The organism is Trueperella bonasi (assembly GCF_030811535.1).
Taxonomy (GTDB): Bacteria; Actinomycetota; Actinomycetes; order Actinomycetales; family Actinomycetaceae; genus Trueperella; species Trueperella bonasi.
On the sequence record NZ_JAUSQX010000001.1, the window covers coordinates 1,774,233 to 1,799,432 of the forward strand.

General features: G+C 58.4%; 31 protein-coding genes and 2 tRNA genes. 24 read left to right on the forward strand and 9 right to left on the reverse strand.

What is annotated here, in order from left to right; genetic code table 11:
* The first annotated feature begins 34 nt into the window (after positions 1–34).
* The gene (gene dnaG, locus J2S70_RS08110) at positions 35–1,996 is read left to right on the forward strand and encodes a DNA primase (RefSeq protein ID WP_307683217.1); all 1,962 of its coding nucleotides are present in this window, start codon (positions 35–37) and stop codon (positions 1,994–1,996) included.
* Positions 1,997–2,026: 30 nt separating this feature from the next.
* Here dnaG and J2S70_RS08115 read toward each other — a convergent pair whose 3' ends face one another.
* Genes J2S70_RS08115 through J2S70_RS08130 form a run of 4 tightly spaced genes read right to left on the reverse strand, consistent with a single transcriptional unit; the run spans position 2,027 to position 3,934 of the window.
* Positions 2,027–2,284: a DUF6457 domain-containing protein gene (locus J2S70_RS08115; protein ID WP_307683218.1), complete on the reverse strand. Its 258-nt coding sequence runs from the start codon at positions 2,282–2,284 to the stop codon at positions 2,027–2,029.
* Positions 2,281–3,213: a twin-arginine translocase subunit TatC gene (gene tatC / locus J2S70_RS08120; protein ID WP_307683219.1), complete on the reverse strand. Its 933-nt coding sequence runs from the start codon at positions 3,211–3,213 to the stop codon at positions 2,281–2,283. Before tatC ends, J2S70_RS08115 begins: the two co-directional genes overlap by 4 nt.
* A complete protein-coding gene (tatA, locus tag J2S70_RS08125) occupies positions 3,210–3,548 on the reverse strand; it encodes a Sec-independent protein translocase subunit TatA (RefSeq protein ID WP_307683220.1) in 339 nt (112 codons plus the stop codon). Before tatA ends, tatC begins: the two co-directional genes overlap by 4 nt.
* 47 nt (positions 3,549–3,595) lie before the next feature.
* Positions 3,596–3,934, reverse strand: a complete 339-nt coding sequence (locus J2S70_RS08130; protein WP_307683221.1) for a Sec-independent protein translocase family protein — start codon at positions 3,932–3,934, stop codon at positions 3,596–3,598.
* 62 nt (positions 3,935–3,996) lie between these two features.
* Here J2S70_RS08130 and J2S70_RS08135 point away from each other — a divergent pair, with 62 nt between their 5' ends.
* From J2S70_RS08135 to J2S70_RS08170, 8 genes are all read left to right on the forward strand, one after another.
* Positions 3,997–4,674, forward strand: coding sequence for a TorD/DmsD family molecular chaperone (locus J2S70_RS08135; RefSeq protein ID WP_307683222.1), 678 nt, complete (start codon positions 3,997–3,999; stop codon positions 4,672–4,674).
* Entirely contained in the window at positions 4,667–5,533 is an 867-nt protein-coding gene (locus tag J2S70_RS08140) for a 4Fe-4S dicluster domain-containing protein (protein WP_307683223.1), read from the forward strand. Before J2S70_RS08135 ends, J2S70_RS08140 begins: the two co-directional genes overlap by 8 nt.
* A gap of 26 nt (positions 5,534–5,559) precedes the next feature.
* A tRNA-Ile gene (locus J2S70_RS08145) sits at positions 5,560–5,633 on the forward strand.
* Positions 5,634–5,830: 197 nt separating this feature from the next.
* Positions 5,831–6,757, forward strand: coding sequence for a DUF3800 domain-containing protein (locus J2S70_RS08150; RefSeq protein WP_307683224.1), 927 nt, complete (start codon positions 5,831–5,833; stop codon positions 6,755–6,757).
* A gap of 562 nt (positions 6,758–7,319) precedes the next feature.
* Positions 7,320–7,694 (forward strand): hypothetical protein, encoded by a 375-nt coding sequence (locus tag J2S70_RS08155; protein WP_307683225.1) that lies wholly within the window; start codon positions 7,320–7,322, stop codon positions 7,692–7,694.
* A gap of 391 nt (positions 7,695–8,085) precedes the next feature.
* Entirely contained in the window at positions 8,086–9,513 is a 1,428-nt protein-coding gene (locus tag J2S70_RS08160) for a sodium:solute symporter family transporter (protein ID WP_307683226.1), read from the forward strand.
* An 11-nt stretch (positions 9,514–9,524) separates the two neighbouring features.
* Positions 9,525–9,701 (forward strand): hypothetical protein, encoded by a 177-nt coding sequence (locus tag J2S70_RS08165; protein WP_307683227.1) that lies wholly within the window; start codon positions 9,525–9,527, stop codon positions 9,699–9,701.
* Position 9,702: 1 nt separating this feature from the next.
* Positions 9,703–10,443 (forward strand): 5-formyltetrahydrofolate cyclo-ligase, encoded by a 741-nt coding sequence (locus tag J2S70_RS08170; RefSeq protein WP_307683228.1) that lies wholly within the window; start codon positions 9,703–9,705, stop codon positions 10,441–10,443.
* 384 nt (positions 10,444–10,827) lie between these two features.
* Here J2S70_RS08170 and J2S70_RS08175 read toward each other — a convergent pair whose 3' ends face one another.
* Complete coding sequence (locus tag J2S70_RS08175; RefSeq protein ID WP_307683229.1) at positions 10,828–11,031, reverse strand: hypothetical protein; 204 nt, start codon at positions 11,029–11,031, stop codon at positions 10,828–10,830.
* Between the two features lie 355 nt (positions 11,032–11,386).
* On the opposite strand from J2S70_RS08175, the gene J2S70_RS08180 reads away from it, so the two are divergent.
* Positions 11,387–11,695: an addiction module antidote protein gene (locus tag J2S70_RS08180; protein ID WP_307683230.1), complete on the forward strand. Its 309-nt coding sequence runs from the start codon at positions 11,387–11,389 to the stop codon at positions 11,693–11,695.
* A gap of 14 nt (positions 11,696–11,709) precedes the next feature.
* Here the strand turns inward: J2S70_RS08180 and J2S70_RS08185 are convergent, their stop codons facing one another.
* Positions 11,710–12,630: a Sir2 family NAD-dependent protein deacetylase gene (locus J2S70_RS08185; RefSeq protein ID WP_307683231.1), complete on the reverse strand. Its 921-nt coding sequence runs from the start codon at positions 12,628–12,630 to the stop codon at positions 11,710–11,712.
* 67 nt (positions 12,631–12,697) lie between these two features.
* Between J2S70_RS08185 and J2S70_RS08190 the strand changes: the two genes are divergently transcribed.
* The 11 genes from J2S70_RS08190 (at position 12,698) to J2S70_RS08240 (ending at position 18,925) form a co-directional block, all read left to right on the forward strand.
* Positions 12,698–13,342, forward strand: a complete 645-nt coding sequence (locus J2S70_RS08190) for a DUF6318 family protein (RefSeq protein ID WP_307683232.1) — start codon at positions 12,698–12,700, stop codon at positions 13,340–13,342.
* Positions 13,343–13,356: 14 nt separating this feature from the next.
* Positions 13,357–14,187 carry a hypothetical protein gene (locus tag J2S70_RS08195; RefSeq protein ID WP_307683233.1) on the forward strand — a complete coding sequence of 277 codons (831 nt, stop codon included), beginning with the start codon at positions 13,357–13,359 and terminating at the stop codon, positions 14,185–14,187.
* Between the two features lie 110 nt (positions 14,188–14,297).
* On the forward strand, positions 14,298–14,546 hold the full coding sequence (locus tag J2S70_RS08200; RefSeq protein WP_307683234.1) for a hypothetical protein: 249 nt from the start codon (positions 14,298–14,300) through the stop codon (positions 14,544–14,546).
* Positions 14,533–15,021, forward strand: a complete 489-nt coding sequence (locus tag J2S70_RS08205) for a hypothetical protein (RefSeq protein ID WP_307683235.1) — start codon at positions 14,533–14,535, stop codon at positions 15,019–15,021. Before J2S70_RS08200 ends, J2S70_RS08205 begins: the two co-directional genes overlap by 14 nt.
* A 106-nt stretch (positions 15,022–15,127) precedes the next feature.
* Positions 15,128–15,202 (forward strand) — tRNA-Asn (locus J2S70_RS08210).
* Between the two features lie 93 nt (positions 15,203–15,295).
* Positions 15,296–15,901, forward strand: a complete 606-nt coding sequence (locus tag J2S70_RS08215; protein WP_307683236.1) for a hypothetical protein — start codon at positions 15,296–15,298, stop codon at positions 15,899–15,901.
* Positions 15,902–15,937: 36 nt separating this feature from the next.
* Positions 15,938–16,180, forward strand: a complete 243-nt coding sequence (locus J2S70_RS08220; protein ID WP_307683237.1) for a hypothetical protein — start codon at positions 15,938–15,940, stop codon at positions 16,178–16,180.
* 20 nt (positions 16,181–16,200) lie between these two features.
* Positions 16,201–16,530, forward strand: coding sequence for a hypothetical protein (locus tag J2S70_RS08225; protein ID WP_307683238.1), 330 nt, complete (start codon positions 16,201–16,203; stop codon positions 16,528–16,530).
* Between the two features lie 401 nt (positions 16,531–16,931).
* Positions 16,932–17,423, forward strand: a complete 492-nt coding sequence (locus tag J2S70_RS08230; protein WP_307683239.1) for a peptide deformylase — start codon at positions 16,932–16,934, stop codon at positions 17,421–17,423.
* The gene (locus J2S70_RS08235; RefSeq protein WP_307683240.1) at positions 17,420–18,340 is read left to right on the forward strand and encodes a TIGR01777 family oxidoreductase; all 921 of its coding nucleotides are present in this window, start codon (positions 17,420–17,422) and stop codon (positions 18,338–18,340) included. Before J2S70_RS08230 ends, J2S70_RS08235 begins: the two co-directional genes overlap by 4 nt.
* An 81-nt stretch (positions 18,341–18,421) precedes the next feature.
* Positions 18,422–18,925 carry a DUF3145 domain-containing protein gene (locus J2S70_RS08240; protein ID WP_307683241.1) on the forward strand — a complete coding sequence of 168 codons (504 nt, stop codon included), beginning with the start codon at positions 18,422–18,424 and terminating at the stop codon, positions 18,923–18,925.
* A gap of 23 nt (positions 18,926–18,948) precedes the next feature.
* Here J2S70_RS08240 and J2S70_RS08245 read toward each other — a convergent pair whose 3' ends face one another.
* A complete protein-coding gene (locus J2S70_RS08245) occupies positions 18,949–19,386 on the reverse strand; it encodes an acyl carrier protein (RefSeq protein ID WP_307683242.1) in 438 nt (145 codons plus the stop codon).
* 60 nt (positions 19,387–19,446) lie between these two features.
* Between J2S70_RS08245 and J2S70_RS08250 the strand changes: the two genes are divergently transcribed.
* Genes J2S70_RS08250 through J2S70_RS08260 form a run of 3 tightly spaced genes read left to right on the forward strand, consistent with a single transcriptional unit; the run spans position 19,447 to position 21,433 of the window.
* Positions 19,447–20,088 (forward strand): hypothetical protein, encoded by a 642-nt coding sequence (locus tag J2S70_RS08250; RefSeq protein ID WP_307683243.1) that lies wholly within the window; start codon positions 19,447–19,449, stop codon positions 20,086–20,088.
* Positions 20,088–20,711 (forward strand): L-threonylcarbamoyladenylate synthase, encoded by a 624-nt coding sequence (locus J2S70_RS08255; protein WP_307683244.1) that lies wholly within the window; start codon positions 20,088–20,090, stop codon positions 20,709–20,711. Before J2S70_RS08250 ends, J2S70_RS08255 begins: the two co-directional genes overlap by 1 nt.
* Positions 20,711–21,433 (forward strand): HAD family hydrolase, encoded by a 723-nt coding sequence (locus J2S70_RS08260; protein ID WP_307683245.1) that lies wholly within the window; start codon positions 20,711–20,713, stop codon positions 21,431–21,433. Before J2S70_RS08255 ends, J2S70_RS08260 begins: the two co-directional genes overlap by 1 nt.
* A 117-nt stretch (positions 21,434–21,550) precedes the next feature.
* Here the strand turns inward: J2S70_RS08260 and J2S70_RS08265 are convergent, their stop codons facing one another.
* Both J2S70_RS08265 and J2S70_RS08270 read right to left on the reverse strand, forming a co-directional pair.
* Positions 21,551–23,350, reverse strand: coding sequence for an ABC transporter ATP-binding protein (locus J2S70_RS08265; protein WP_307683246.1), 1,800 nt, complete (start codon positions 23,348–23,350; stop codon positions 21,551–21,553).
* Positions 23,347–25,119 (reverse strand): ABC transporter ATP-binding protein, encoded by a 1,773-nt coding sequence (locus J2S70_RS08270; RefSeq protein ID WP_307683247.1) that lies wholly within the window; start codon positions 25,117–25,119, stop codon positions 23,347–23,349. The genes J2S70_RS08265 and J2S70_RS08270 overlap by 4 nt, the downstream gene beginning before the upstream one ends.
* Between the last annotated feature and the right edge of the window lie 81 nt (positions 25,120–25,200).

The window sequence follows — 25,200 nt, forward strand, 5'->3', positions numbered from 1 at the left end:
GGCACTGGGCCGAGCCGGGCGCTAATATAAGGGCGTGGCCGGCCTGATAAAGAAGCAGAGTATTGACGAGGTGCGCGATCGTGCGCGCATCGAGGATGTTGTGAGTCAATACGTTACGCTCAAGCCGGCCGGGGTGGGTTCGATGAAGGGCCTATGCCCGTTCCACGATGAGAAGACGCCGTCGTTCAACGTGCGCACGCACGTGGGCCGCTACCACTGTTTTGGCTGCGGCGAAGGCGGAGACGCGATTTCGTTCATCATGAATATCGAACATATTTCGTTCGTGGAAGCCGTGGAATTACTGGCGGAAAAGACGGGCGTCACGCTCCAGTACGAGGAAGGGGCCCGGCAAGTGGATCGCGGCCCGAGGGATGTGACGCGCTCGCGGCTCGTGGACGCGCATAAGATCGCCGAAGAGTTTTACGTCAAGCAGTTGGCCACCCCGGAGGCGGCCGAGGCCCGGGCGTTGCTGGCCGAGCGCGGCTTTGACGCCGATGCGATCGCACATTTTGGCGTGGGATACTCGCCGGATTCGTGGGACGCCGTCCTCAAAGAGCTGCGCCGTAAGGGATTCACGGAAAAGGAGATCGCGGCGTCGGGGCTGGTCTCGCAGGGTTCGCGCGGGGTTTACGACCGGTTCCGCGGCAGGGTGATGTGGCCGATCCGTTCGATTACGGGGGACACGATCGGCTTTGGCGCTCGCATGATCGGCGACGGCGATGGCCCGAAATACTTGAATACGCCCGAGACGATGATTTATAAGAAGTCGCAGGTGCTCTACGGGCTGGATTTAGCCAAGCGCAGCATTGCCCAGGATCGAAGGATCGTGGTGGTGGAGGGCTATACGGATGTGATGGCCGCACACCTGGCCGGGGTGCCGCACGCGGTGGCCACGTGCGGCACGGCTTTTGGCGAGGAGCACGTGAAGATTGTGCGGCGTCTTCTCGGCGATTCGGCGAATCCGGCGGCGGGCGTGATTTTCTCGGACGGTAAGGCCTTTGGCGGGGAAGTGATTTTCACCTTCGACGGCGATGAGGCCGGCAAGAAGGCAGCCCTACGCGCTTTCCAGGAAGACCAAAGCTTTGCCGCCCAAACCTTCGTGGCGATCGCCCCGGGCGGGCTCGATCCGTGCGACGTGCGGCTGGCCTTCGGTGACGACGAGGTGCGAAAGATGGTCGACGGGCGCCAGCCGCTCTTTGCGTTCGTCATCAAGTCGATCCTTGAGGGTGCGCCGCTGCATACGGCCGAGGGGCGCGCAGCCGGGCTGCGTGCGGCGGCCCCGGTGATTGCGAGCATCCGCGATCGGGTATTGCGCGCCGAATACGCCCGCGAGTTGGCCGGTTGGCTGGGCATGGATGAGCGGATCGTCTACCAGACCGTCGCCCAAGCAAAGCGCGTGCCGCCGCAGATTCAGTGGGCGGATGGCACGCCCGTCGAGGATCCGCAGCCCACGAATGCGCTACCACCGCGCGCTTCGATCAAGGATCCGATCGCGCGCGTCGAGCGGCAGGCGCTGGAGGTCATGCTGCAGCTGCCCGGGTTGGCTCGAGCGGCGAATGCTCAAGATTTACCCGGTCAAAGTTTCAGCGTGCCTACCCATCAGGCGGTACACGATGCGATTCGGGCGGCCGGGGGAGTTGTGCTGTACGAGCAGCGGCTCGAGGAATTGAAGTCGGCTGGCCACACTGAGGATCTGGAGGCTAAAGCCACCAGCTGGTATGTGGAGCGCGTGCTCGAGCAGGCAGATGGTGTGGTAGCGCAGGCGATCACGCAGCTGGCGGTGGAGCCGCTGCCGGAGGTGAGCGCGGATCGCCAGTGGCCGTATGTACGTGGGATCATGATGTCGCTGATCAAGCAGGGGATCACGCGCCAAATTGGTGAGGTGCGCGGCAGGGTGCAAAGGGCCGCCCCGGATTCCGAGGAGCAGACCAAGCTGTTCGAGCGCCTGGTGGAGCTTGAGAATCAGAGGCGGCTATTCGATGAAACGGATACCTGATCGGCGACGCCGTCGCCCGGATCTGCTGCGCTACTTCCCGTAACGCTCCACGAGGTTCGCGACCTTGGCGACCATGTCGGACACGTCCGCGCTGTCCTTGGCAGCCAGTCCGATGAGGAACAAGGTCATAGGAGCGCCGGGCCGGGAGGGGCCGTGGGCGATTTTCGCGGTGAGGTCGAGCAGTTCGTGGCGGTTCGCCTTGTATGAGCTGGCGTCGAGCCCTAGCTCTTCGGCCACGGCGTCCAACCATTCGCCCATGATTTCCATCTTCTTAGCTTCGTCGGTCATTGTTCCTCCTGTGGGTTATTTTCAGTCTCGCTAGCAGGTTCGGCACGAGTGTTAGAGTCCGCGTGACCTTCTGGCGTTACGTTAGCCTGAGTCCCAGCGCCCGCTGACTCGATTTGAGCTGCCTCCGCCGCCTTTTCTAGGCGTTCGAGTTCATGATCCAGCTTAGCCTCCTCGCGGGCCTGCCGCCGGTTGCGCAAGCGTTCGTTCACATAAGAGATCAGTACGGCGATCAAATACAGCCCGATGAGTACGAAGGCTTGGATGGTCATCGGCCAGGGCGATGGCAGCGGATTCGCGATTGCGGCAAACACGAACGCTAGCACAACGAACCAGCGCCAGTGCTTGAGCATCGTCTTGTACGACATGACGCCTAGGAAGTTCAGCACCACCAACACTTCGGGCAGTAAAAACGAAACCCCAAACGCCATGACGAGCCGCATGTAGAAGGTGACGTACGTCGTCGCGCGAATAAAGCTCGCCGAATTCTCGGGATTAAAGGACGTCAGAATTTCCACCGCGATCGGAGCCATCCGCATGCCGGAAACCACGCCGGCCGCAAACAACACCACGCCAACGAACCCGAAGCCGATGATGTGCCAGCGTTCGCGGCGTTTGAGCACGGGGGAGATGAAGGCAAAGAGTTGTAGCACCCACCAGGGGCTGGAGATGATGGTGCCGAGCCAGAGGGCTACGCGGAATTTGAGGTCGAAGGCGGCGCCGATTGTGTCGAAGTTGAGGATGGCGGCTTGGTCGGTGATGTTGGAGAGGGGTCGGGTGATGAACTCCATGGCCGGGTCATAGAGGTACCATCCGCCGATTGCGCCAATTCCGATTCCGGCTAGGGCGAGCAGGAGGCGTTTGCGTAGTTCGCGAAGGTGTTCGCGAATGGGCATGACTCCTTCGGGATTGTTGCGCTTGCGCCGGCTCACTGGGCTGATTGTTGCCCGTCGGTTTGGTCAGCGTTGCCCTGAGCTGTGCCGCCCTGCCCAGTACCAGCCTGGCCAGTACCGCCTTGAGCCGTACCGCCCTGGTCGCCGAGCTGCTGATTCATGCCGTGCACCTGCTGCGGATTACCAACCTGCCCAGTTTGCCCCACCTGCGAGGGCGGCAGCTGCTTGGGATCGTCGTCTTGAAGTTCGCGCAGCTCTTTCTTCATGATTTTGGCGGATTGGCCGATCGATCGGGTGATCTCGGGCAGTTTGGCCGAGCCGAAGACGATGATGATCACGACGATCAGCACGATGATGTGCCACGGTTTAATCATTGTGGTTCCTTTCCCGGACGGGCCGAGGTGGTGGTTGATAGTTTATTTTAGCGCTGGTTGGGCGTGCGGCGCTCGGGCGGCTTCTTGGGCGGGGTGGCGCCGGTTTGTTTGGCCCAGGCTTCCATTTCTTCTTGCACGGCTTCGCGGATCATTTGCCGGGGGTCTAGCCCGCGCATGTCGAAAGCCGATAGATCGACGTCGCCCAAACCGCTTGCTTGGAAATCGGCGCTTGTTTCTTCGCGGACGCGGGCGGAAAAGCCTTTGGCGGCGTCGACGAGTTTTCGGAATCCGCGCAACGCTCCAGTGATGGCCTCGGGGCCGAGCACGATGGTGGCGACGATGAGGATGATCAGGAACTCACCGCCGGAGATTCCAAAAAATTCCATACGTTTATCCTACGTTGTATAAGGGGTAACCTCTAGGTAGGTAAGCGAGAGCGGGAGGCAGTATGGGTACGACGCCGTGGCAGGATTCGGTGCCGGAGGTCAAGATGCGTGCGGTGCAGGTGGCGACGGCGCTGTTTTCGCTCGCGCGGTTTTTTGTGGAGGCGCCAAATCCGGAGATTACCCGCCGGTTTACCGATCCGCAGATGGCGGGGACGTGGCCGGTACGTGATGAAGACTCGTTGGCGGCGATTGAACAGATTGCGCGCGCCGACGAGATGGCGATCATGTTGAACGAGGATTTCAATCGGATGTTCGGCCCGGCGGGGGCGTTGATGATGGCCGAATCGGAGTATACGGGCGAGAATCATTTGCCGCTGGTGCAGGCCTTGAACCGAAAGTATGAGGAGCGCGGGTATCGGCCGCAAAAGACGGAGGGCTATCCGCGCGATCATTTCGCCGTGCAGTTGGGGTTCTTGGGGCATCTAGTGGCGAAGCTGGCCGATGAGCCGGGGGTGGCCGCCGAAGTGCGGGCGTTCCGGGCCGAACATGTAGATCGCTATGCCGATGACCTGCTGACCTTGTTGGATGCCCACGCGCGCACGCAGATGTATCGGGGCGTGGTGGTGTTGACGCGCCGGGCGCTGGATGCGTTGGACGAGGTTGTGGGCATGGTGGGTGCTGAGCCAGCGGGAGAGGTGCCTGAGGGAGCCGTGCCAACTGGAGACGGTGCCGATGGCTGACCACGTTTCCTCACTGTTGCGCTGGCTGTTTGCGCACGACCTCCCAAAAGAGGTGGTGCTTGCCTGCGAGCATACGGAGGTGCCGCGGCTTGGGCGCGGGCGGCAGGCCGTGGTGTGGAATGGGTGCCTGAAAGATGCGCCGGTGGGTTTTCCGGCGCAGATGTTGGCGTTGGGTGTGCAGAAGGTTGGCGTGTTGCCGTGTGGGGAGAACCCGGATGCGGTGGGGGAGCAGCTGGCGGAGTGGGAGTCGCTCACCCCGCGGTTAATCTACGACGCCGGGGCGCTCAAGCCGGGCATCTTCCGCGGCCCCGAGGCGCTTACGGTGGGGCAGATTCCGGTGCCAAGGCGCGTGATTATGGGGCTCGGGCTGCGGGATAAGCCGCCGTATTCGCTCAAGGGTGATGACACGGCGCGGACGTTGGCGGCCCTCGAAGTACTGACCGCGAAGGGGCTGGTGCGAAGGGGAGAGGGCCTCGATTCGAAACTTGGTGGCGTAAGGCTGGGCGTGAGTGCGTGTACGGCGTGTGGGGTGTGCGTGCAGGCGTGCCCTCATGGTGCCTTGACCTTGTTGCATCACGAGACGGGCTCCGTGCTGTGGCAGACCTCGGAACTATGCCGGGGCGAACAGAAGTGCGTGCAGTTGTGTCCGATGGAGGGGCTGTGGGTGCAGGGGGAGATGCGGCTGGCGGACTTGTTGGACGAGCCCGAGCGGCAACTGTTCGTGTTGGAGAGCGCGACGTGTGAAAAGTGTGGGGCACGGCATCCCGCGAGTGAGGGTGCGCTGTGCCAGGTGTGTGAATTCCGGCGCTCGAACCCGTTTGGGAGCATGGCCCCGCCGGCAGGTTTTCATCCTCGGTGAGATGCGCTGGTACACTGTTGCAGTCAGCCCCCATAGCTCAGACGGTTAGAGCAGGGAACTCATAATTCCTTGGTCACAGGTTCAAGTCCTGTTGGGGGCACTTTTGCTGGTTTAGCTCATTTCGAAACTGTTCCGAGCTGTGGATAAACGATTGATCTTCGCGGGGATATGCCATAGGCTCTTCTCGGAAGCAGGCATTGAAATAGGATGCCAGAGCGCCAATTCGAGGGACCTGACATCGTCGGGTCCCTACGCATTTCCGGTGGTTGCCTAAAAAGACGCTGAGAAGGAGCTCACTTGCTGATCGCATACTTGGACGAGATCGGTGAGCCTGGAGCATTTGTCTCAAAGGAACATGACAGATTCAATACGAGCCCTGCATTCGGTTACGCCGGGTTTGTAATCCCTGACGGCAAAGCGAGGGAGTTTGGCGCTTTATTTACAACCAAAAAGAGACAACTGTTCTCGCGTGAGATTGCGGAAGCAGAGGTTAAGAAGCCAGGTTCTGAATCCACGTGGGAGATGAAGGGAGCGAATTATTTTCATAAACATACTGATCGGAAGAATCCTGAACGTATCCGTATTTTTAATTCCTTAATTCACAACCTCCTAGGGTACGGAGGCCACATTTTCTACTATGCGGATGAAAAAGAGAGAGGGACGCCAAAACAGACGCGTTTGGATACCGACGCCCGAGAAAAAGGAGCGATGGAAGAGAGCTTAAACAGGTTGGCGCGTTATGCTGAGTCGCAAGATCAGAACATGCTCGTTATCATCGACCAAATTAACGAAAAAGAGCGAAAAATGCGAGCTCACAGAATATACGGGCACGTGTACAGCAGGAGTCAGACAGCCGATGAAATGAAACGAATCATCGAAGCTCCAATGCACTTGGACTCTGGAATATCAGGTTCAATACAATTTGCAGACTGGATCGCTGCAGTAGTAGGACGCGCTATCGATTATCACCTCATCGAAGAATCGAAGTTCGACTGGGTTCCTGCTGTCATCAGCTCCTTGCAGCCTCAGAAGAAAGCCTTCACTTACGAATCTAAACTTCACCTTTTTGAAAGAACGATCGAAGACATTAATCACTCGCAGTTGTTCTGCAAGGAGAGGCCCGTTTATCCAGCTCACCACGACCAATACTTCGACGCTGACACGGCCGAGAAAATGAAGCGCATTTTTTATTCTTCTCGAAGACAGGAGAGTCGGAAGGGGTAACTGTAGGTTTGGTCGACAGTTTCGTGGAAACTGAATTTATTAGAACCTCGTAATATTACCTCCGAAGCACAAAATTCTTTAATGTTTTAGGCATGGTCAAGGCCAGTGGCGACACAGCTATGTGGGAAACACCCTCCGGAGTCGAATAACAAGCACTTTGATTGCGAAAGTTACTGCCGCCGAATCTAGATTTAAAACTATGTTTATCAATTGGCACTGAGCACTAGGTGGTCTGATCTTATGGACCGGCTTTACGGATACTATGAGTGGGACGAGAACATCGGCAGTCCAGGTCAAAGGGAAGAAGGTGGATTGAGCTAAAGCCTCCATGGAGAGGAAGGAGTACTTTTGGCCACGCGCGCTTCATGCAGGTCGATGAACCTCTTGGGGAATATGAACCTCTTGGGGAATATGATGATTACTCGTACGAAAACACCTTTGTCACATCTGTGCGTCGGCGCGAAGCTGAGGATGATGGTCAATTAGAAGCCATCGTTGCTGGAGCTGTTGTCGGGCTCGGAGTCTATGTTGCCACCAAGGCGGCGCCGTACGTTACGGAGTGGTGGAATGGACGGGCTCGGCCCGCAATAAGTCAGAAGGTAAAGAAGTTTCGGCAGTTAGGTCAAAAAAGCGAAATAACGTCGAGAGCATAGAAGCAATTAAAACTCCTTCCTCGGAGGTATCGACCAATCGAGTGCAAGTTATGTCAGCTCAAGAGGCGATGGCCAGATTGATTGCGGGTGCGGCGGCGACCGCTTACGCTGATGAACAATTTCATAGGGTTCAATCTGTTCGGATAGTCGGTCTTGAAGACCATGGACAACTCGAAGCTCTAGTTAAAGAAATACCGGAAGATGAACTGAATAACCTCTGTTTGGAAATGGCGAAGAATCCTGAGCTTTTAGGAGATTCTCACTCGCCGATATCGCAAGCATGATTCCCTTGTCGGGGACTGTGGAAATAAGTGTGTAACTGGCCTGGATCGCTGACGTTGGTCGGGCGTGGAAGGTGGACGGGCGCCGTCGTCGTTGATCTCGTTACCGTAGGTTCCAGCCGAGCCCGGCGTCACACCGCCGTAAAGTTCCAAGGATGCAATCTCAATAGGCGGACACTTCTCGCAGAAAAGCGTCCACATGTTGAGACTCAATTCTAGCCCCTTATGCTACAGCGACGTCACCCAATGCCCGAAATCACATGTGAATCTAAGTGTTCACCCTATTAGACGTCTCTGGTGACTATCGCCTCAGCTGCCGGTCAAGCGGTCTTTCCTGAAAATTTCGCTCTTAAAATCGAGGGGTCAGCAACCGCACTCGAAAAGGACGGAAAACATGACGCCGTTTGGCTGGCTCATACTCACCTTAGGCATCCTCGTTGGCGGGGGAGTGGCCGTTATCGGAACGTACATCGGCAAACGCCAGATGAAAAGCCACGAACACTTCTTCACCGGAGGCCGCAACGTCACCATGTCGCTCATGACGGCCACGTGGATCGCATACGCCGTCGGCACCGGGCTGATCTTCTCACCAGCCGAGGCCGCCTACACTTCCGGAATGTCAGCGATGATTGGCTACGCACTCGCGCTCACGATCGCCTACCTCGTCTTTATCCCGGTCTCACGAAAAATCCGTGACCGCATTCCCGAAGGCCACACCATCGCCGAATACACCAAGGTTCGCTACAACACCCCGATGCAGCTGCTCACCACAATCGTCACCGTGATCTACATGTTCGTGCTCCTGGTGTCGAACCTGATCGGCGCGGCGCTCGTGTTTAAACACATGGGCGGGGTGCCGATGATCGTTTCCGTGCTTGCTATCGGCATTCCCACCCTGTACTTCGCCGGCGCCGGCGGCGTGAAAGCGGCAATCGTCACCAACGGCCTGCAGTCACTGCTCATCACACCGCTGATCATCCTGCCCGCCGCCTACATCCTCACCGACCTCGGCGGCCCGGGACCGATCTACCAAGGCGTACTCGAAAACAAGCCAGAATTCCTCAACATCGGCTGGGACGCCTCCACCCAATTCGCTATCATGATCATCTTTGCGGTCACCTCCGCGGAGCTGCTCAACCAGTCGCTGTGGCAACGCATTTACACGGCGAAAAACCAGAAAGTGATCAACCGTTCACTGGGAGCCGCAGCCGTGATGGTCTTCCCCATGACGATCGTCGCCGCCTTCCTCGGCTTCGCCGCCATCGGCCTTGACACCACCGTTCCCCACACGTCCATCGTGTCGGGCATGGTCATCTTCGAAAACACCCCCAGCTGGATCGCAGCACTGTTCGCGGTGGTTGTGGTGCTCGCGGCGTCGTCCACCGGCGGCGACGCTCTGGCCGGCTTTTCATCGATTTTCTCCTTTGACGTCGTTCGCACCATCAAGCCTTCCATCACGGCAAAGCAAGCGGTGAGCGCCGGACGAGTGGGTGTTGTAATCTTCGGACTGCTAGGAATGGTGATCGCCTATCAGGCGCCGTCGATCTTGTTCCTACTCTTGCTCGCAGACCTACTGGCGTGTGCCGCCGTTGTGCCCGTCATAGCGGGCCTGTACTCGGCGCGAATCCCAGCGTGGGGTGCGTTCACTGCGTGCGTCGTAGGAATCGTGGCCGGCCTGCCCATGTTCCTCGCCGGTCAATCCCTACCCTCGTTCGCAACCGCATTCGGGGCCGCCACACTCATCACCCTGATCAGCGCTGCCGCGAGCAAGAAGCGCTACAACTTCTCCAAGCTCGCCACCGAAATCGAAAACATTTCCTAGGAGGAAGCGCCGTGTATTCACAAACATTCTTCACCGTATTAATTATTGGCTCGCTCATTTCATTGTTCTTCGTCTACGGGTTCCAAGTGGGCGTGTTCGTCAAAGACCACCGGGACAGGCACGACGACGCCGACCAATCCGCCAGCTACGCCGATCTACCCGCCAACCACGCCGACGAAAGGAACTGATATGGAAGCCGCTGAAGCCCGCGTCATGATCTGGGAAAAACTACGCAAAGTAGCACGCCCCGATTCACGATTCTCCTGGGATTTCGCCGAATTTATTGCCGACTACGAAGGCTCCGACGAATGTGCCCGCCGCTTCGCCGAAACGGATGTGTACAAGAGCGCCGACGTCGTTTTCATCACGCCAGACAACAACCTCGAACACCTGCGCGAACTGCTGATCCGCGACGGCAAAACGATGATCATGACCAACTACTCAATCTCGCGCGGCTTCTTCCTACTGCGCCCCGAATGGGTGCCCGAGGGCCAAGAAATACTTGCCTCAACGCTGGATGGAGTACAGCGGTTCTGGCAACATCGCACCCTCGGACAGCTGGCTGCGGAAATTGAGCGAATCCCTGTGCTGGTATCGGGGGCGTCTGCGATCACGCCGTCGGGAATCCGATTCGGTAAAGGGCACGGCTACTTCGATCTCGAATGGGCCATGTTCTACACCAAGGGCCTTGTGGACGTGAATTCAACCGTGGTGGCCGTAGGGCACGACTGCCAAGTTGTTGACGTTCCGGTGCAGGTGCGGCCCTACGACACGGCGATTGACCTGATCGTCACGCCCACGCAGATCATCGAGACGCGCAACGAATTCCCCAAGCCCGAGCACGGCGTGATGTGGTACCTCCTCGAGGACGACATGCTTGGCCGAATACCGCCGCTACAGGAGCTGTGGGCCGAAGAATTCTGCAAGTAACCGGGCTTGGTGATTGCCGAAACAGCCTCTGACCTGCGCAATGTGAGAATACGGGCCGCTAATCTAACACGGTTTCGGTGTTTGGCGGATTTCGTGACAGATTAGCGCGGCCGGTATCTCGTAGAGCGGTGAACGCCTAGCGAAACTAACGCACAAGATTCGCTGACGCATCTACGCGTTCAGAATTCAGCCACACACGCGACCATTCCCGATTTCGCCAGAGAGCAAAAGGTTGTCTGCTCCAGGTAGATCAGAGGCTCATTGGGCAAAACGCCGCCCACCGGTTACTCGCCGTCGCGTATTCGTTGCAGAATTTGACGCGAGATCACTTAGTATTTCGGGACCATGAGTCCTCCTTTGGGCGTCATGATCCCAAAATGCCTGCTAGTAGGATTCAGAACTTGGTGCCCCACGAATCAAATCAATTCCTGCACTGGTTCCGAGAGCCGACGCACCCGCTTCGACGAGCGATACCGCCTGATCGAAATCCTTGATCGCGCCGGAAGCCTTGACCAGCACGCCGTCTCGAACCCTGTCAACAAGATACCGAAGAGATTCGTCTAAGGGGTGCGTTCGAGCCCGTGTCATTGTACCTAGCCACACTATTGACTGCTGTAGCCGAAGGGCTCCACTTATGTTCGTGGAAATTCTCACCAGTTGTTTGTTCGATGCGTGGCTGGACAAGTTGAAGGATAAGCATGCCCAGCGTCGTATTTCGTATGCTCTAGCGAGGTGCGAAGCCATGGGAGAATGATCGGAGATATTAAACCGCTTGGCGGCAAAATAGTGAACTGAGATTTGATTTCCGTCCCGGTTACCGGATTTATTTCACATAAGTGGGGACTGTTACCGTTTTTCTGCTCGCTGGAGGAGATAAGAGTAGCCAAAGTAAGGACATTCGAGTTGCCCGTGAACTGGCTAAGGAGTTGTGCAAGGAAAGAGAATGAGTGACGTAACGTTTTCTAAATTCGATGCAAGTAAATACTTGGACAGTGAAGAGGCGGTAAATGACTACCTAGCAATAGCTCTCGAAGACGGTGATCCCAAAACGATCCAAGTTGTACTGCGCGATATTGCGCGAGCACGTGGGATGAGCCAGCTCGCGAAAGAAACTGGGCTTAACCGTGAATCTCTCTACAAGACCTTATCTAGGGGTGGTAATCCGTCATTTGCCACCATCACGAAAATCATGAACGCGCTGGAGATTAAATTTACTCTTGCATCCGAAACTCCGGGAGTAATGCGCCTCTAGATCTAGTCGGTTTTCTATAGGTGAGTCGCCAACCACGTCAGTGCCTCCGAGGTTCCCGCGTGTACCTTCACGTTCGCGAGCTCGTCGCCTTTCGTGGCCCCACGGTTGATAATTACGATCGGGATCTGCCACTTATGTGCGCGGCGCACGAGCCGCAAAGCCGAACCAACCGGTAACGAGGATCCGGCGACGAGCAGCGCTTCGGCGTCGTCGATCAATTCCGTTGCCGCCACTAAGTCCTCCGGCCGCACGGAACCTCCGAAGAACACCACGTTTGTCCGCAAAATCCCGCCACAACGCTCGCAGTCAGCCACGCGGAAATCTTGGGTGTTGGCAACGGTGGCATCGGCGTCGGGAGCAATCGCATCCCCGCCCTCAAAATCGGGCATCCAGTTCGGATTCAGCGCCTCGAGCCGCCCGTGAAGCGCCTCCCGCGGGCTGACCTCGCCGCAACTCGTACACACGACCTCATCAAAGCGCCCATGTAAATCCACCGTGGTAGACCCCGCGCGGCTATGCAACCGATCCACATTCTGCGTAATCACGCCACTGACCACGCCAAGCTCCTCCATGAACGCCAGCGCCCGGTGGCCCGCATTCGGCTCGGCCCTGCTCGGCCCGCGCCAACCCACGTGATTGCGCGCCCAATAGTGCCTGCGCCAGCGTTCTTCGGCCATGAACTGCTGGATCGTCATCGGTTTGCGCTCGCGCGAACCGGGGGAGCGGTAATCCGGCAGTCCCGAATCCGTTGACAGACCGGCACCCGTTAGTGCCGCAATACGCCTGTGTTGGAGAGCGGCGAGGGCGGGTTGGAGAGCGGCTTCGAGGTCGGCCGGGTCGGGGAGCGCGGCACTCGCCGGTGGGACTTCGACGTTCTTGACGCGTAGATTTGGCGCTTGCGAGCTGGGGAAATAATCGTTGATATCGTGCGCCATGCGTCTAGTCTACTTCGCCTGTGGAAAACGACGACGACGGGGTTGCGTTTCGGCCTAGGATCTAGGCATGGATACCCGTCGATTTCCGAAACTCCGCCGGATTGTCATCGCCGTGCCAAGCTTCTTGGCGCTTGCGCTGTGCGTTGGCCTGCTCGTTTCGTGTAATAGTGGTTCGGATCCCGAGCCGAGCGCGAGTTCCTCGAATGTGCCGGACGATTCGGGATTGAATGAGCCGACCGACGACTACACGATCCCTCCGCGGCCCGAAAACGTGCCCAAGCCTGAGGAACCCGAACTCACCGCCATCGACATCGACAATGCCTACGAGCTTGCACGTTACTATCTTGATCTTTACCCGTATGTGAAAGCCACTGGCGACACCACGGAATGGGAGAAGTACGCGCACCCGGAGTGTGAGTACTGCCAGACGGTTGTGGATTCTGCGGTTGTCGCGAACGAAGCGGGCGCTTGGTCTGACTTCAATTTAGGAGTTGTTGAGGAAGCGACTTTCCTTTCCACAGGAGGCTTAGATTTCCGAGTGGATTTCCTGGTAGATCGTGACGAAATTGTGTACTACGGGCCCGAAGAAGAAGTTCGAACGGATGCTGGACAGCACACTGTGGTTATAGGACTCAAGGAAGTAGATGGTGAGCTTAAAGTACGATCATTTGATATCTTGGTGCCCGAGGTCTTCGGAGTTGAAGACCTTTGATAGTTTCGGTCCTCATGACGATCATTCTGGCTATCAGCCAGCATGACGATGAAATGAATACCAGCTGGGAAACCTCTGTTAGCGGAGCCTCGGTGACAGTTGGAGCTGAACATAGAGGTGCGGAGCGATCACGTGCACCGGCTCCGCAAGTCAATAGCGGCGGATCTCGTGCGCCGTCTACGAGCAACATCCGCCCAGCGCCGCTCGCACCAGTCGCGTATCCACCAGCGCTTTCCACCCGAACGCCCAGCCAAGACATTTGCGATCTGTATTTCAATGAGCGCGCGGGTGGGCTTTACGGTAACCATCGGGTTTTCACTCCATCCGATGCTCTGATTGCGCATTGTTTCGGCGATCGGTCTTCGCCTGATGAGGCAGCGGCACCAGCGGCCCCAACCCCGGCAGAGCTCGGCACCTATATTCGCGATAACTCGCAGACCATCATCAACGCGGGCACTCTCACCTTCGAACCGATGTCCGGCGACGTTTTGATCAACAAAGACGTCTACCTATCCTCAAGCGCCCGCCCATACTCGGCCACCCTCAACCTGCTAAATACGCCCGTCGAAGTGCAGCTTACACCCACCTCCTACACGTGGGATCTCGGCAACGGCACGGCCTTCACCACGTTCACACCCGGCGGCCCATACCCACACGGCGAAGCCCGCGGTCAATACTCGCAACCGGGCATCTACGCGCCCTCCGTACACATCCGCTGGCACGTCACCATCAAAATCGGCGGCAGCCCAAACTGGTACACCGTGCCCGGAAACGCCTACACCACCACCTTCGGCCCGCCACTAACCGCCGTTGAAGCAGAAGCCGTACTCACCACCAACCGTTAGCTAGGTACGCGCCAGCCATCCACGTTCCAGCTGTCCACGTACTAACTAACCACCCGGCGTCGGATCAGATAAAATAAACGCGTTTGTTAACGCAATGAAAGGCGCCACCCATGGCCACCGAAGAAGATCCAGAAACTCGCGATCATCCCAGCAAGCCGAGCAAAATGGACCACTTCACCCCCGAAGAACGCGAACAAATCAAACGCTCACAACGCCGCATCATGGCCGGCGGCCTCGTTTTCGGCATCCTCCTCGCCATCCTCGGATTCTTCGCCGCCCAAAACCTCACCTCAAACGACGACAGCCAGCCCCCAGCAACACCCCCAGCAATAGAAAAGATCACACATGTTCGGACGTAAAAAACTACCCACCCACCTCTCCAACGAAAACGGCAAGATGCCCATTGCAGCCACACCAGCCGAACCCGAAGGCACCTGGCTCGCAGGCTGGGAAGGGCACTTCGCCGTCGTACCAGAAACGGGGGAGCGGCAAACCTACACCTGGGCCGACTTCGAAGCCGCCACCTGGAACGACGACACGGACACGCTCACCCTCACCTTCGTCGACCCCCGCCACGAACCCATGAGCTTCACCATCCCACGCGAAGCCGACCCCACCGCCATCACCATGATCCACGAACGCATCGAACGCTCCATCGTCCACCGCCAAGTCGAAGAGCTACCCTCCGGCGCTATCGCCCGCGGGCAAGTCCGCCGCAATGCGGACGAAACCCTGTTCACCCAAATCATCGTCGACGCCAACATCACCGACGCCGACCGCGAAGCCCTCGACACCCTCGAAAACCAGCTACGCGAGAGCGTCGGGCTCGACTAGCGCAAGCCACCCGACAAGCCACCTGTGGAACCACCCACACTGCCCGAAAAACCGGCCCGCAAAATTCGCTTTTGCAGATCTGTTTGCTAAAGTGATCAAGTCGCAATCCCGCGTAGCTCAATGGCAGAGCATTCGACTGTTAATCGAAGGGTTGTTGGTTCGAGTCCAACCGCGGGAGCCACTAGCCCTAGCGCTCTTCGCAAGAAAAACTCGCCGATTTTCAAGGTACGCATTTCCAAGGCGTTTAGCTGACCGCGTTCGGTAATCTGAGCTTATGAAGAAAACTCTCACCCCCGTCGTCGCTACCTTGGCCTTGACCGGAGCTTTGACCTTGGCCGGATGCGTAGATCACGCCGAAACCTCGCCGTCGCCGAGTGGTACCGCACCGACGGGCACCGAACCGACGGGCACGGGACCAACTGGTACAGCACCGACGCACACCAGCCCCACGCAGCAAGCCGCGGGTAGCGAAACGTGCGTGGGTAAATTCGGCTGGGGCGCAGGGTCGGTGCACCCGGATTACTACTACGCGTGGTCTGCCACCGTGAACGCCGATCACACGCTCGATTTCACCTATTCCACAGAGTACTTCGGGGTAGCAGACCCGCTGGTCGAAGAAAAAGGCATTAAAATCTCGGCCGACGAGCACGCCGCACTGTGCGAAGCGATCACGAACCTTGAAGAACCCGACATGAAGAAAGATGGCGGGCAGCCCTTTTGGTGGGATCTCACCGCCGGCGGCCGCCAGTTCAAAGGCTCGACTGACGAAAGCAGCGATTACTGGTACGCCGAGAAACTGGCGGTACAACTCATCGGCCAGGACATGTTCGACGACGTGCGTAAACAGCACGAAACTTTAATTGAACAAGAAGGAAATTAGCGCCGGCGCCACAGACACTCACGTTGGGATCAGGGTATGAAAAAGATTTTCGCACTCACCACCGCCGCCGCTTTAGCTTTTGGCCCGTCCGCATGCTCGTCAGATTCCGCAGAAACTACCGAAACGTCAGGATCGTCGGAGGCTACTAAGGAAACGGGAACGGCCGAAACCGCTGAAACATCAGAAGCATCCGAACCGTCAGCTGAGTCCGATGCCCCCGATGTTAGCGGCAAAACCTGCACGGGCCTCCTCTTCCTTGAGGCGCGCCAGAACCCGTAGACACCTACTTTCATTGGGCAGTGAGCATCGACATTCTGGATTACTTGAATTTTCACTACACCGTTGACGGCTCACTATACGAAAATCACTTAACAAAAGCAGAATTTATTGACATCACGCCCGAACAACGCGCCGAGCTCTGCCAGGCAGTCATGAAACTCGAAGACAACGGGGCCACAAACGCGGACGGCGAAGTATTCTCGTGGACGTTGAGTACCGACGACGGCGGCATGGGAGGCTCCACCGACGACGCCGACGCCTACCGCGAAGTCGTCGAGCTTGCCGAACAGCTAGTGGGGCCCGAGCTCTTTGAGGAGACGCGTCGAAAGCACGAAGAGCTTATTCAGTAGCGAAGGTTTGGCGCGTGGGCGAGAAAATGAACCACGTGTATCCGATTCTGCCGATTCCGGAGGCGGTCAAAGCGCACAAGCAGGTTGCTGAAATCATTCGTGACTAGTCACAGTCCAACTTGCCCGAATGCCAAAGTGCTGGGGCAAACCACTCACAGATGCGAAGGCTTTTGTCCGGGCCGCCCACAGATGCGAGGAGTTGTGCCTAAACGCGAGGGGTAGTTCCCCTCGCAGGTGGGTAGGACCCCTCGCGTTTGGGATGAGGTCCCAGACGAGCACAGTGTGAGAGCAGTGCGGGCTAGAGCCAGATGGGCAGAACCCCTCGCGTTTGCGGAATAAGGGCAACCACCCCACAGCCAACCGGCTTTGGCCACACGCCCATCGAGTGAAACAATAGGCCCATGGCTAAACGAGACATCCGCATAATCGGCGACCCCGTCCTGCGCACACCCTGCGATCCGATCAAAGAAATCACGCCCGGCGTGCGCCAACTGGTCCAAGATCTTCTTGACACCGTCGACGAACCCGGCCGCGCCGGCCTTGCCGCCAACCAAATCGGGGTCTCCTTGCGCGCTTTCTCGTGGAATATCGAGGGCAACATGGGCTACATCCTCAACCCCGTGATCACCGATATGTCCACGGATGAATTTCAAAACGACGACGAGGGCTGCCTCTCCGTTCCCGACCTGTGGTTTCCCTGCAAACGCGCGGTTTACGCACGCGCCGAAGGAACTGACCTCGATGGCAAGCCCGTCGTCGTGGAAGGTGACGGCATTTGGGGCCAGCTCGTCCAACACGAAGTTGACCACCTCGATGGCTACCTCTACATCGACCGCCTCGAACGTTCACTTAAAAAAGAAGCCTTCCGCCAACTCAGGGAAAAACAAGCATGAAACCGATCCTCCTGCTCGCCGGCGCATCCGGATTCATTGGCACGCGCCTGATCGAAGCGTCAGTGTCGGCAGGTTACGACGTGCGGCGGCTCGTACGCAGCGACGACGCCGAGCCGGTCGCCTGGGTGGAGAACTTCCTGTGGGACCCGGCTCGCGGCCAAATCGACGAGGCCGCCCTTGACGGCGCTCACGCCGTGATCTGCCTGAACGGCGCGGGCCTGTTCAGCAAGCCCTGGACGGATTCCTACAAGCAGATCCTGTGGGATTCGCGGATCGACTCCGTCCGCACAATCACCGACGCGCTCATCGCCCGCGACGACCGGCCCCACGTGTTCATCAGCGGCTCGGCGATCGGCTACTACGGGCCAGATAACGGAGATACCGTGCTCACGGAAGACAGCCCCAATGGCGGAGGCTTCCTCGGCGAACTTTGCGAAGCGTGGGAAGGCGAGGCCAATCGGGCGGCCGATGCCGGCATCAGAACCGTCACCGCACGCACCGGGCTCGTAATGGGCGCAAGCGGCGGAATGCTCGGCATCCTGCAACACCTGTACCGCATTGGGTTCGGCACACAATTGGGGGATGGCACGAACTGGATGGCCACGATCGCGCGCGATGATTACGTGCGTGCGCTGCTTTATATTCTGCTGACGGATAGCATCGAAGGCCCGGTCAACATGACCAGCCCGGACCCGGTGCCGAATAAAATCTGGCACCGCGCACTGGCCGAGCACGTCAACCGGCCCGCTTTCCTGCGCGCCCCCGAATTTGCGATGCGCCTGGCGCTTCAAGACTTCGCGGATGAAGCTGTGCTTGCCTCCCAGCGGGTCATGCCGCAAAAGCTTCTCGAACACGGATACACGTTTATTGCGCCCACGGTTCCCGCTATTTTCAATCACGAGGTCCCCATGGCGTGACTTTCGCCCGCCCGTGTGGCATTCTTGAGATATCGGACCTTCCCGGGTGTTACGGGGAATTTCACCCAATAGGAGGTCACGGTGAACAACAAAGCCACACGAGGCGTCATATTTATTCATTCGGTAACACCGGCCGTTCAACCACACGTTGAATGGGCGGTAACAAGCGTGCTTGGCTATCCCGCCCATTTTGAGTGGACGAAGCAACCAGCCGCACCCACCATGAACCGCGGCGAAATTTCTTGGACAGGCGAGGCCGGCACCGGCGCGCAGATCGCATCCGCGCTCGGCGGCTGGGAACACTTGCGCTTCGAAGTCACGGAAGAACCCACCAGCACCACCGACGGCGGCCGCTGGTCATGCACCCCCGGGCTCGGAATTTTCTACGCGCAAACCGACCAGCTCGGCAACGTCGTCGTACCCGAGAATCGGATCCGCGCGGCGATCGAAGATTCGAACGGGGATGCCCAAGAACTTCGGCGCCTGCTCGACGTGGCGTTAGGCCAAGCCTGGGACGACGAACTTGAAGCGTTCCGCTACGCCGGCGCGGGGGCTCCCGTGCGCTGGCTACACCGCGTGGGTTAAATCTGCCGGGCCAAAGGGCAACGTCAAGACTTAAACAGGTCCGCTAAATCCTCCAGCGCGGATTGCAAATCCTCCGGCTCCTCCGCGCCCGGTTCGCCCTGCGCCGCACTTGCTTCGCCCTGCGCCATGCCCGCATCGGTGGCGTGCCCGTTCGTACCTTTCGCCTCAGCTGGCGTGTCGGCCTCGCCACCAGTCGATTCCAGAAATTCCAGCGGCACATCAGAAAGCGCATGCTCCAACAAACTGGCCACTGTGGTGGAAGCCGTGATATCGGCGTCGTTGATCTCTACCTTCGCCATTTTCTCCAAACCCGCAGCTAGCGCCCAAATCGACACCGCATCAAGCCCGAGATCGTCAACCAAGTGCGCCTGCGGAACGATCTCTTTTTCCGGAATTTCGGGCGCAATCTGGGCAAGAAGCACGCGGGCGCGGGCAAGTGCAAGATCGTGGCGGTCGGCCATTTCACTCCTAGAATAGGTTTCCAAGCCATGCAGGAAAACTGAATCGGTTAGGATCAGGTTATGGCATTTATAGAACTCATGCGGCAACTGTTCGATGCGTCTCACCACGGCGAGGACACCCCGCACATCCAGCGAGCTGTTCAACTGCGCGACACGCTTTCGGACGATCCGAATGATATCGCGGCGTTTGAGGAGCTCGCCTCGATTATCAAGAATGCCGAAACCGATCGTAATCCGGCCGACCCGCTCACCGGTGAGAGGGTGACCCCGGATACCGACGAGCCTGCCACCGACCCCGAGTTGGTGCTGTATGCGCTCGCCGAGGAGATCGGTTCGGATTCGCGGGCGTGGTATCCGCTCGTCCAGCTCGCCCGCCTTTCGGGAACCAACGACGCCGAATCGGCGCGGCGTTTCCTTGAGACCGCGGCGGATCGCGACGAAACGGGGCTCGCGCTTGCAGAAGGGGTGAAGCTGCTGCGAGAAACAGGGCAACACGAAGCGGCAATTCAGCTCGGGCTTGGCCGCTGGCAACCCGAGACGCAGATTGTCGCAGTGGGCGAGGAGCTTGCGAACGCGGCGCTCGAAGCGAAAAAGATTGACGAGGCCCGCGGATACGTGGAGATCCTCAAGGAAGCCGGCGCGCCGGAGGACGTCATCGATGACCTCTCCCTGGCAATCGCCACCACGGACGAGGCAAATTAATGGCAACCTTCGTTGAAATCCACCCGGACAATCCGCAAACGCGGCTCGTGCGAAAAGTGGTGGACCGCCTGCGCGCGGGCGAAGTGATCGCACTTCCCACCGATTCCGGATACGCGATCGCGTGCACGCTTGCAAACAAAGACGGCTTGGAGAGGATCCGAACCATCCGCCAAGTGGGGGAGAAGCACCATTTCACGTTGCTGTGCCACGATTTTGCGCAGCTGGGATCGCTGGTCATTGTGAATAATGCGTTCTTCCGGCTGATCAAATCGCTCACGCCCGGGCCCTACACGTTCATTATGAAAGGCACTAAGGAAGTGCCGCGCATGATGCTCAACCCGAAGAAAGCCACCGTGGGAGCGCGGATTCCCGAGCACAATATCACCCAGGCGATCGTGGGCGAACTGGGCGAGCCGCTCATGTCGTCCACGCTGATCTTGCCGGGCGAAGAGGAGCCGATGTCGGAAGGCTGGGTTGTGAACGAACGGCTCGGTAACGCGCTGGACGTGGTTGTTGACGGGCCTGTTGGCGTTGATGGCCCGACCACCGTGATCGACCTATCGAGCGGAGAGGCGATGATCGAGAGAGTCGGTGCGGGCGATATCTCGATGTTTGATGTGTAATGCTTAAAGCAGTTCTTTTTGATTTGGACGGCACGCTGGCCAATTCCGGCCCGATCATCACAAGCATGATTTCGCAGACCATGCGCGAGCTGGCCGGCGTGGATCAGCCCGACGCCGCCTACCGGCGATACGTGGGCCCGCCGCTGAATGAGAGTTTTGCCCACATGGGCGTAGCCGAGGCGGAGATTGAAAGCTACATCGATCACTACCGGGCGGCCTATGCACAAGTTCACCACATGACGCCTGCCTTCGACGGAATGGAAGAGCTTTTGGCCGCCGTTCGTGAACGTGGGCTTGCGGTTGGGCTTGCGACGTCGAAACTGCAGGCACTCGCCGAAGAGGTGGTCGGCAACCTTGGGCTCACCGACTACTTTGATACGCTGTGCGGCTGCCACCCGGAGGAAGTGCACCTGGGTAAAGCGGCCGTCGTGGCAACGGCTTTGGATCAGCTGGCGCAGGCCGGGCACCTGGGCGAAGGCGCGGGCGAGCCGAGCGTAGGTGAACCGAGTGCAGGTGAGCCGAGCTCTGGCGTTCAGTGGCGCGACGACGTCGTGATGGTGGGCGACCGCATCTACGATATCGAAGGCGCACAGCAATATGGCGTACGGACGATCCTCGTGACCTGGGGCGATACTTGGCCCGACGAGGTGGCGCTCGCATGGAAAACTGCGGCCACCCCCGCCGAGCTGCTCGACATCCTTGGCAATCTGTCCAACTCGTAAGGTGAGCGCCAAAGGTTAGCGCCACCTGCGAGGACTCTTGCCCAGCAACTAAACGATGCAATGACCACCTGAACCTACGCCCCCTCGCAGGTCACCAAAACCCCTCACGTTTGCGGATTAAAGATTGCTGAACTGCGACTGATACAGGTCATGGTAGGCACCCCGGTGGGCAAGCAGAGTCTCATGCGTGCCTTGTTCCACGACGTCGCCATCGACCATCACGATGATCAGATCGGCGTCACGAATCGTGGAGAGCCGGTGTGCGATCACGAACGACGTGCGGCCCTCGCGCAACTCACCCATCGCGCGCTGCACCAACATTTCGGTGCGTGTATCAACCGACGACGTCGCCTCATCCAAAATCAGCACGGCCGGATCCGATAGATATGCTCGTGCGATCGTCAGCAGCTGCTTGCCGCCGGCAGAGATATTGCCGCCCTCGTCGTCGATCATCGTGTGATAACCATCGGGAAGCTGACGGATCAGCCGATCGACGCCCGTCGCTTTTGCTGCCGCGACCACCTCGTCAAAGGTCGCTCCCTCTTTGCCAAGCGCAATGTTTTCCTCGATCGTGCCCTCGAACAACCACGTGTCCTGCAAAACCATGCCGATCTGCGAACGCAGTGAATCCTTGGAAAAATCGCGAGTGGAAACGCCATCGAGGGCGATGCGCCCGCCGTCGATCTCATAGAAACGCATGAGTAGATTGACCAGGGTGGTTTTACCGGCGCCGGTTGGCCCGACAATCGCGATCTGATCCCCGCGCCGCACGTTTAAGTTCAACCCGTTAATCACCGGGATGCCTTCTTCGTAGGCGAACTCGACGTTTTCGAACGTGATCGTGCCGCTGCGGTCAGTTTCCGAAATCAGGTTCTCATAGTTCGCGCTCGCATCCGGGGCCATTTCAGGCGCATCCAAAAACTCGAAGATCCGCTCGGCAGACGCCGCCGAAGACTGCAGCAAACTCGCCATCGAGGCAAGCGTGGAAACCGGCTGGTTCAGCTGGCGCGAATACTGAATGAATGCCTGCATGCCGCCAATCGTGAGCTGCCCGTTAATCACCTGCAGGCCGCCCATCACAGCCACAATCACGAACCCGAGATTGGAGACAAAACCCATGGTCGGCTGCGAAAGCTGCGAAATGAACTGACCCTTATAGCCCGCCACAAAAAGCTCGTGATTGGCCTCGTCGAAAATCTCCTCGAAATCCTCCTCCAGGCCGTAGGCCGTGACAACATCCAGGCCCGTAAATGACTCTTCCACGATTGAGGAAACCTCGCCAGTTTTCGCCCACTGCGTGCGAAACTGCGGGCGCGACTTACGTAAAATCACGACGACGGCCGCGATCCCGAGCGGGGTGACGGCCAGGGTGGCAAGCGAAAGTGAGGGCGAGATCCAGACCATCAGCGCTACCGTGCCGATCACGGTGTACACCGAGATAACCACTTGATTAAAGGCCTGCATCAGCGTTTGAGTAACATTATCGATGTCGTTAGTAACGCGCGAAAGGATATCGCCGCGCGGTTGGCGATCCAGCCAAGATAGAGCCAGTTGGTCGATCTTGTTTTGTGCTGAGCGGCGCAGGCGGTAACCCAGATTTTGGACCAGCTGGCGGATAAAAATTCCAGCCACAAAATTTGTGATCGCCGCAATTGCATACAAGCCGATCACCACGCCAAGCACCCGTGCCAGATCGCCGAAGTCAGCGCCGTCGGCGCGTATGCCATCCACAATCACGTTCGTCGCATCGCCCAAGAACTTCGGGCCAAGCGCCGCGCCAACCGCCGAGACCAGCATGAGGAACAGAGCAAGAAAGACGCGTAGGCGATCCTCGGAAAGCCGGTTCCATAACTGGCGAAGGGCAGCGCGGGCATCACGTGCCTCAGTGGCGGCTTGGCTTTGGTTCATCCGGCTCATCGTGCCTCCTCCACACTCACCTGCGAAGCCACGATCTCCTGATAGGTCACGCAAGTGTGGAGAAGATCCTCGTGGCGGCCACGGCCAACGATCCGGCCGGCGTCGAGCACATGGATCTCGTCCGCCTGCTGAATCGTGGAAATACGCTGGGCCACGATGAATATCGCAATATCGCCGACGAAGGCGCGCAAACCCACGCGCAGCCGCGCGTCGGTGACGTAATCCAAGGCGGAGAAGGAGTCGTCAAAGATCAGCAGGTCGGCCTGGCGGTGGCCGGTGGCGTCAGGCAAGCAGCGGTAAATTGCCCGGGCGATCGTTAGCCGCTGACGCTGGCCACCGGAGAAGTTCTTGCCCCCCGCCTCCACGTCAGAATCGATGCCGTTCTCGAGCTTCTCGACGAAGTTCCATGCCTGTGCGGCTTGCAGAGCTCGCTTGACGCGCTCGGGATCTATCGGTGCATTCGGCTTGGGTGAACCCGAAACATTCGAGGCTATCGTTCCGGAAAAGAGGAAGGCGCGCTGAGGAACAAGCGCGATCCGTGAACGCAGTTCTTTGGGATCCAGCTCGGTGACGGGAATGCCACCGGCACGAACCTGCCCGCCCGATGCGTCAATCAGCCGGGGGAGTAGCCGAACAACGGAAGACTTGCCTGCGCCGGTCGATCCGATCAGAGCCGTAACCTTTCCCGGCTCGAAACGCATGTCAATATCGCTGAGAACCGGCTCTTCGGCACCCGGATACTGCAAACATGCGCGATCCAACTCGAAGTCGATGGGACCGGCGGGCAGCGGTATAGGCGAAGTTGGCGCGGAAATCGAGGGATCGACGTCGTAAATCTCCTGCAAGCGCTTAGCGGAAACCTCGCCGCGCGGAAGGAACATGACCATCATGCCCGCCATAATCACTGCCATCATGATCATCATCAGGTAGGTGATATAGGCGGTGAGCGCTCCGACTTCCATCGCGCCACCGACGATCAGGTGGCCAGCAAACCAGACCACACCAGCAGATGCCGCGCCAATAATCAGATTCGCCGCCGGCATCATAAACGCCCACAAAAGGCCGATCTCAAGCCACACCCTCCGGAGCTTTTTGTTCGCCACATCGAATTTTTCGCGAGCTGCGCGCTGGCGGACGAACGCGCGGATCACTCGAACGCCAGTTAACTGTTCACGCAGAAGGGTGTTGATGCGGTCGATGCGCTTTTGTTGCATTTGATAGCGGGGGAGGAGCGCCCGCATAACCAACAAAATGAGGGCGGCAAGCACGGGCACCACGATGACGAGCAGTAGCGATAACTGGGCATTTTGCTGGATCGCCATGAAAACGCCCCCGAAACCCATGAGCGGCGCCGTGACCATGATCGTGAAGGTTAAGAGGGTGACGGTCTGAACCTGAGTGACGTCGTTGGTTGTGCGAGTGATGAGCGTTGGGGCGCCGAACTGGCGCTGATCGGAGGTTGAAAAGGATTGGACCTGGCGGAATGTGCGGGCACGTAGCTCTCGGCCAAATTCCATGGCCGTTTTCGAGCCGAGGTAAATTGCGCCAACCATCGCGAAGATCTGCACGATTGCGATAGCAAGCATCATGGCGCCAAGCCGCCATATCACCTGGGTGTTTTCGGGGAGCACGCCGTCGTCAATAATCTGGGCGTTGATTGCCGGAAGAACGAGACTAAGGAGGACTTGGAGGGTTTGAAGGATGATAATCCCGCCCAATGCGGCTTTCTTCCGTTTAAGGAAGTGCCAGCCCAGCCGTAAAATAGTCAACTAAACCCTCCGTCACACGTGTAGCTCGCCTAGTCTACGCCTAGGTGGGTGTGTACGTGACATTTGCGGGACGATTCCGGA

Bases quoted from the DNA above. Each gene is read 5' to 3' on its own strand.
- J2S70_RS08115 (WP_307683218.1), bottom strand. From the start codon at position 2,284: ATGACCGACGAAGCTAAGAAGATGGAAATCATGGGCGAATGGTTGGAC.
- tatA (WP_307683220.1), bottom strand. From the start codon at position 3,548: ATGATTAAACCGTGGCACATCATCGTGCTGATCGTCGTGATCATCATC.
- J2S70_RS08130 (WP_307683221.1), bottom strand. From the start codon at position 3,934: ATGGAATTTTTTGGAATCTCCGGCGGTGAGTTCCTGATCATCCTCATC.
- J2S70_RS08135 (WP_307683222.1), top strand. From the start codon at position 3,997: ATGGGTACGACGCCGTGGCAGGATTCGGTGCCGGAGGTCAAGATGCGT.
- J2S70_RS08140 (WP_307683223.1), top strand. From the start codon at position 4,667: ATGGCTGACCACGTTTCCTCACTGTTGCGCTGGCTGTTTGCGCACGAC.
- J2S70_RS08160 (WP_307683226.1), top strand. From the start codon at position 8,086: ATGACGCCGTTTGGCTGGCTCATACTCACCTTAGGCATCCTCGTTGGC.
- J2S70_RS08170 (WP_307683228.1), top strand. From the start codon at position 9,703: ATGGAAGCCGCTGAAGCCCGCGTCATGATCTGGGAAAAACTACGCAAA.
- J2S70_RS08175 (WP_307683229.1), bottom strand. From the start codon at position 11,031: ATGACACGGGCTCGAACGCACCCCTTAGACGAATCTCTTCGGTATCTT.
- J2S70_RS08180 (WP_307683230.1), top strand. From the start codon at position 11,387: ATGAGTGACGTAACGTTTTCTAAATTCGATGCAAGTAAATACTTGGAC.
- J2S70_RS08185 (WP_307683231.1), bottom strand. From the start codon at position 12,630: ATGGCGCACGATATCAACGATTATTTCCCCAGCTCGCAAGCGCCAAAT.
- J2S70_RS08190 (WP_307683232.1), top strand. From the start codon at position 12,698: ATGGATACCCGTCGATTTCCGAAACTCCGCCGGATTGTCATCGCCGTG.
- J2S70_RS08195 (WP_307683233.1), top strand. From the start codon at position 13,357: ATGACGATCATTCTGGCTATCAGCCAGCATGACGATGAAATGAATACC.
- J2S70_RS08200 (WP_307683234.1), top strand. From the start codon at position 14,298: ATGGCCACCGAAGAAGATCCAGAAACTCGCGATCATCCCAGCAAGCCG.
- J2S70_RS08205 (WP_307683235.1), top strand. From the start codon at position 14,533: ATGTTCGGACGTAAAAAACTACCCACCCACCTCTCCAACGAAAACGGC.
- J2S70_RS08215 (WP_307683236.1), top strand. From the start codon at position 15,296: ATGAAGAAAACTCTCACCCCCGTCGTCGCTACCTTGGCCTTGACCGGA.
- J2S70_RS08220 (WP_307683237.1), top strand. From the start codon at position 15,938: ATGAAAAAGATTTTCGCACTCACCACCGCCGCCGCTTTAGCTTTTGGC.
- J2S70_RS08230 (WP_307683239.1), top strand. From the start codon at position 16,932: ATGGCTAAACGAGACATCCGCATAATCGGCGACCCCGTCCTGCGCACA.
- J2S70_RS08235 (WP_307683240.1), top strand. From the start codon at position 17,420: ATGAAACCGATCCTCCTGCTCGCCGGCGCATCCGGATTCATTGGCACG.
- J2S70_RS08245 (WP_307683242.1), bottom strand. From the start codon at position 19,386: ATGGCCGACCGCCACGATCTTGCACTTGCCCGCGCCCGCGTGCTTCTT.
- J2S70_RS08250 (WP_307683243.1), top strand. From the start codon at position 19,447: ATGGCATTTATAGAACTCATGCGGCAACTGTTCGATGCGTCTCACCAC.
- J2S70_RS08255 (WP_307683244.1), top strand. From the start codon at position 20,088: ATGGCAACCTTCGTTGAAATCCACCCGGACAATCCGCAAACGCGGCTC.
- J2S70_RS08260 (WP_307683245.1), top strand. From the start codon at position 20,711: ATGCTTAAAGCAGTTCTTTTTGATTTGGACGGCACGCTGGCCAATTCC.
- J2S70_RS08265 (WP_307683246.1), bottom strand. From the start codon at position 23,350: ATGAGCCGGATGAACCAAAGCCAAGCCGCCACTGAGGCACGTGATGCC.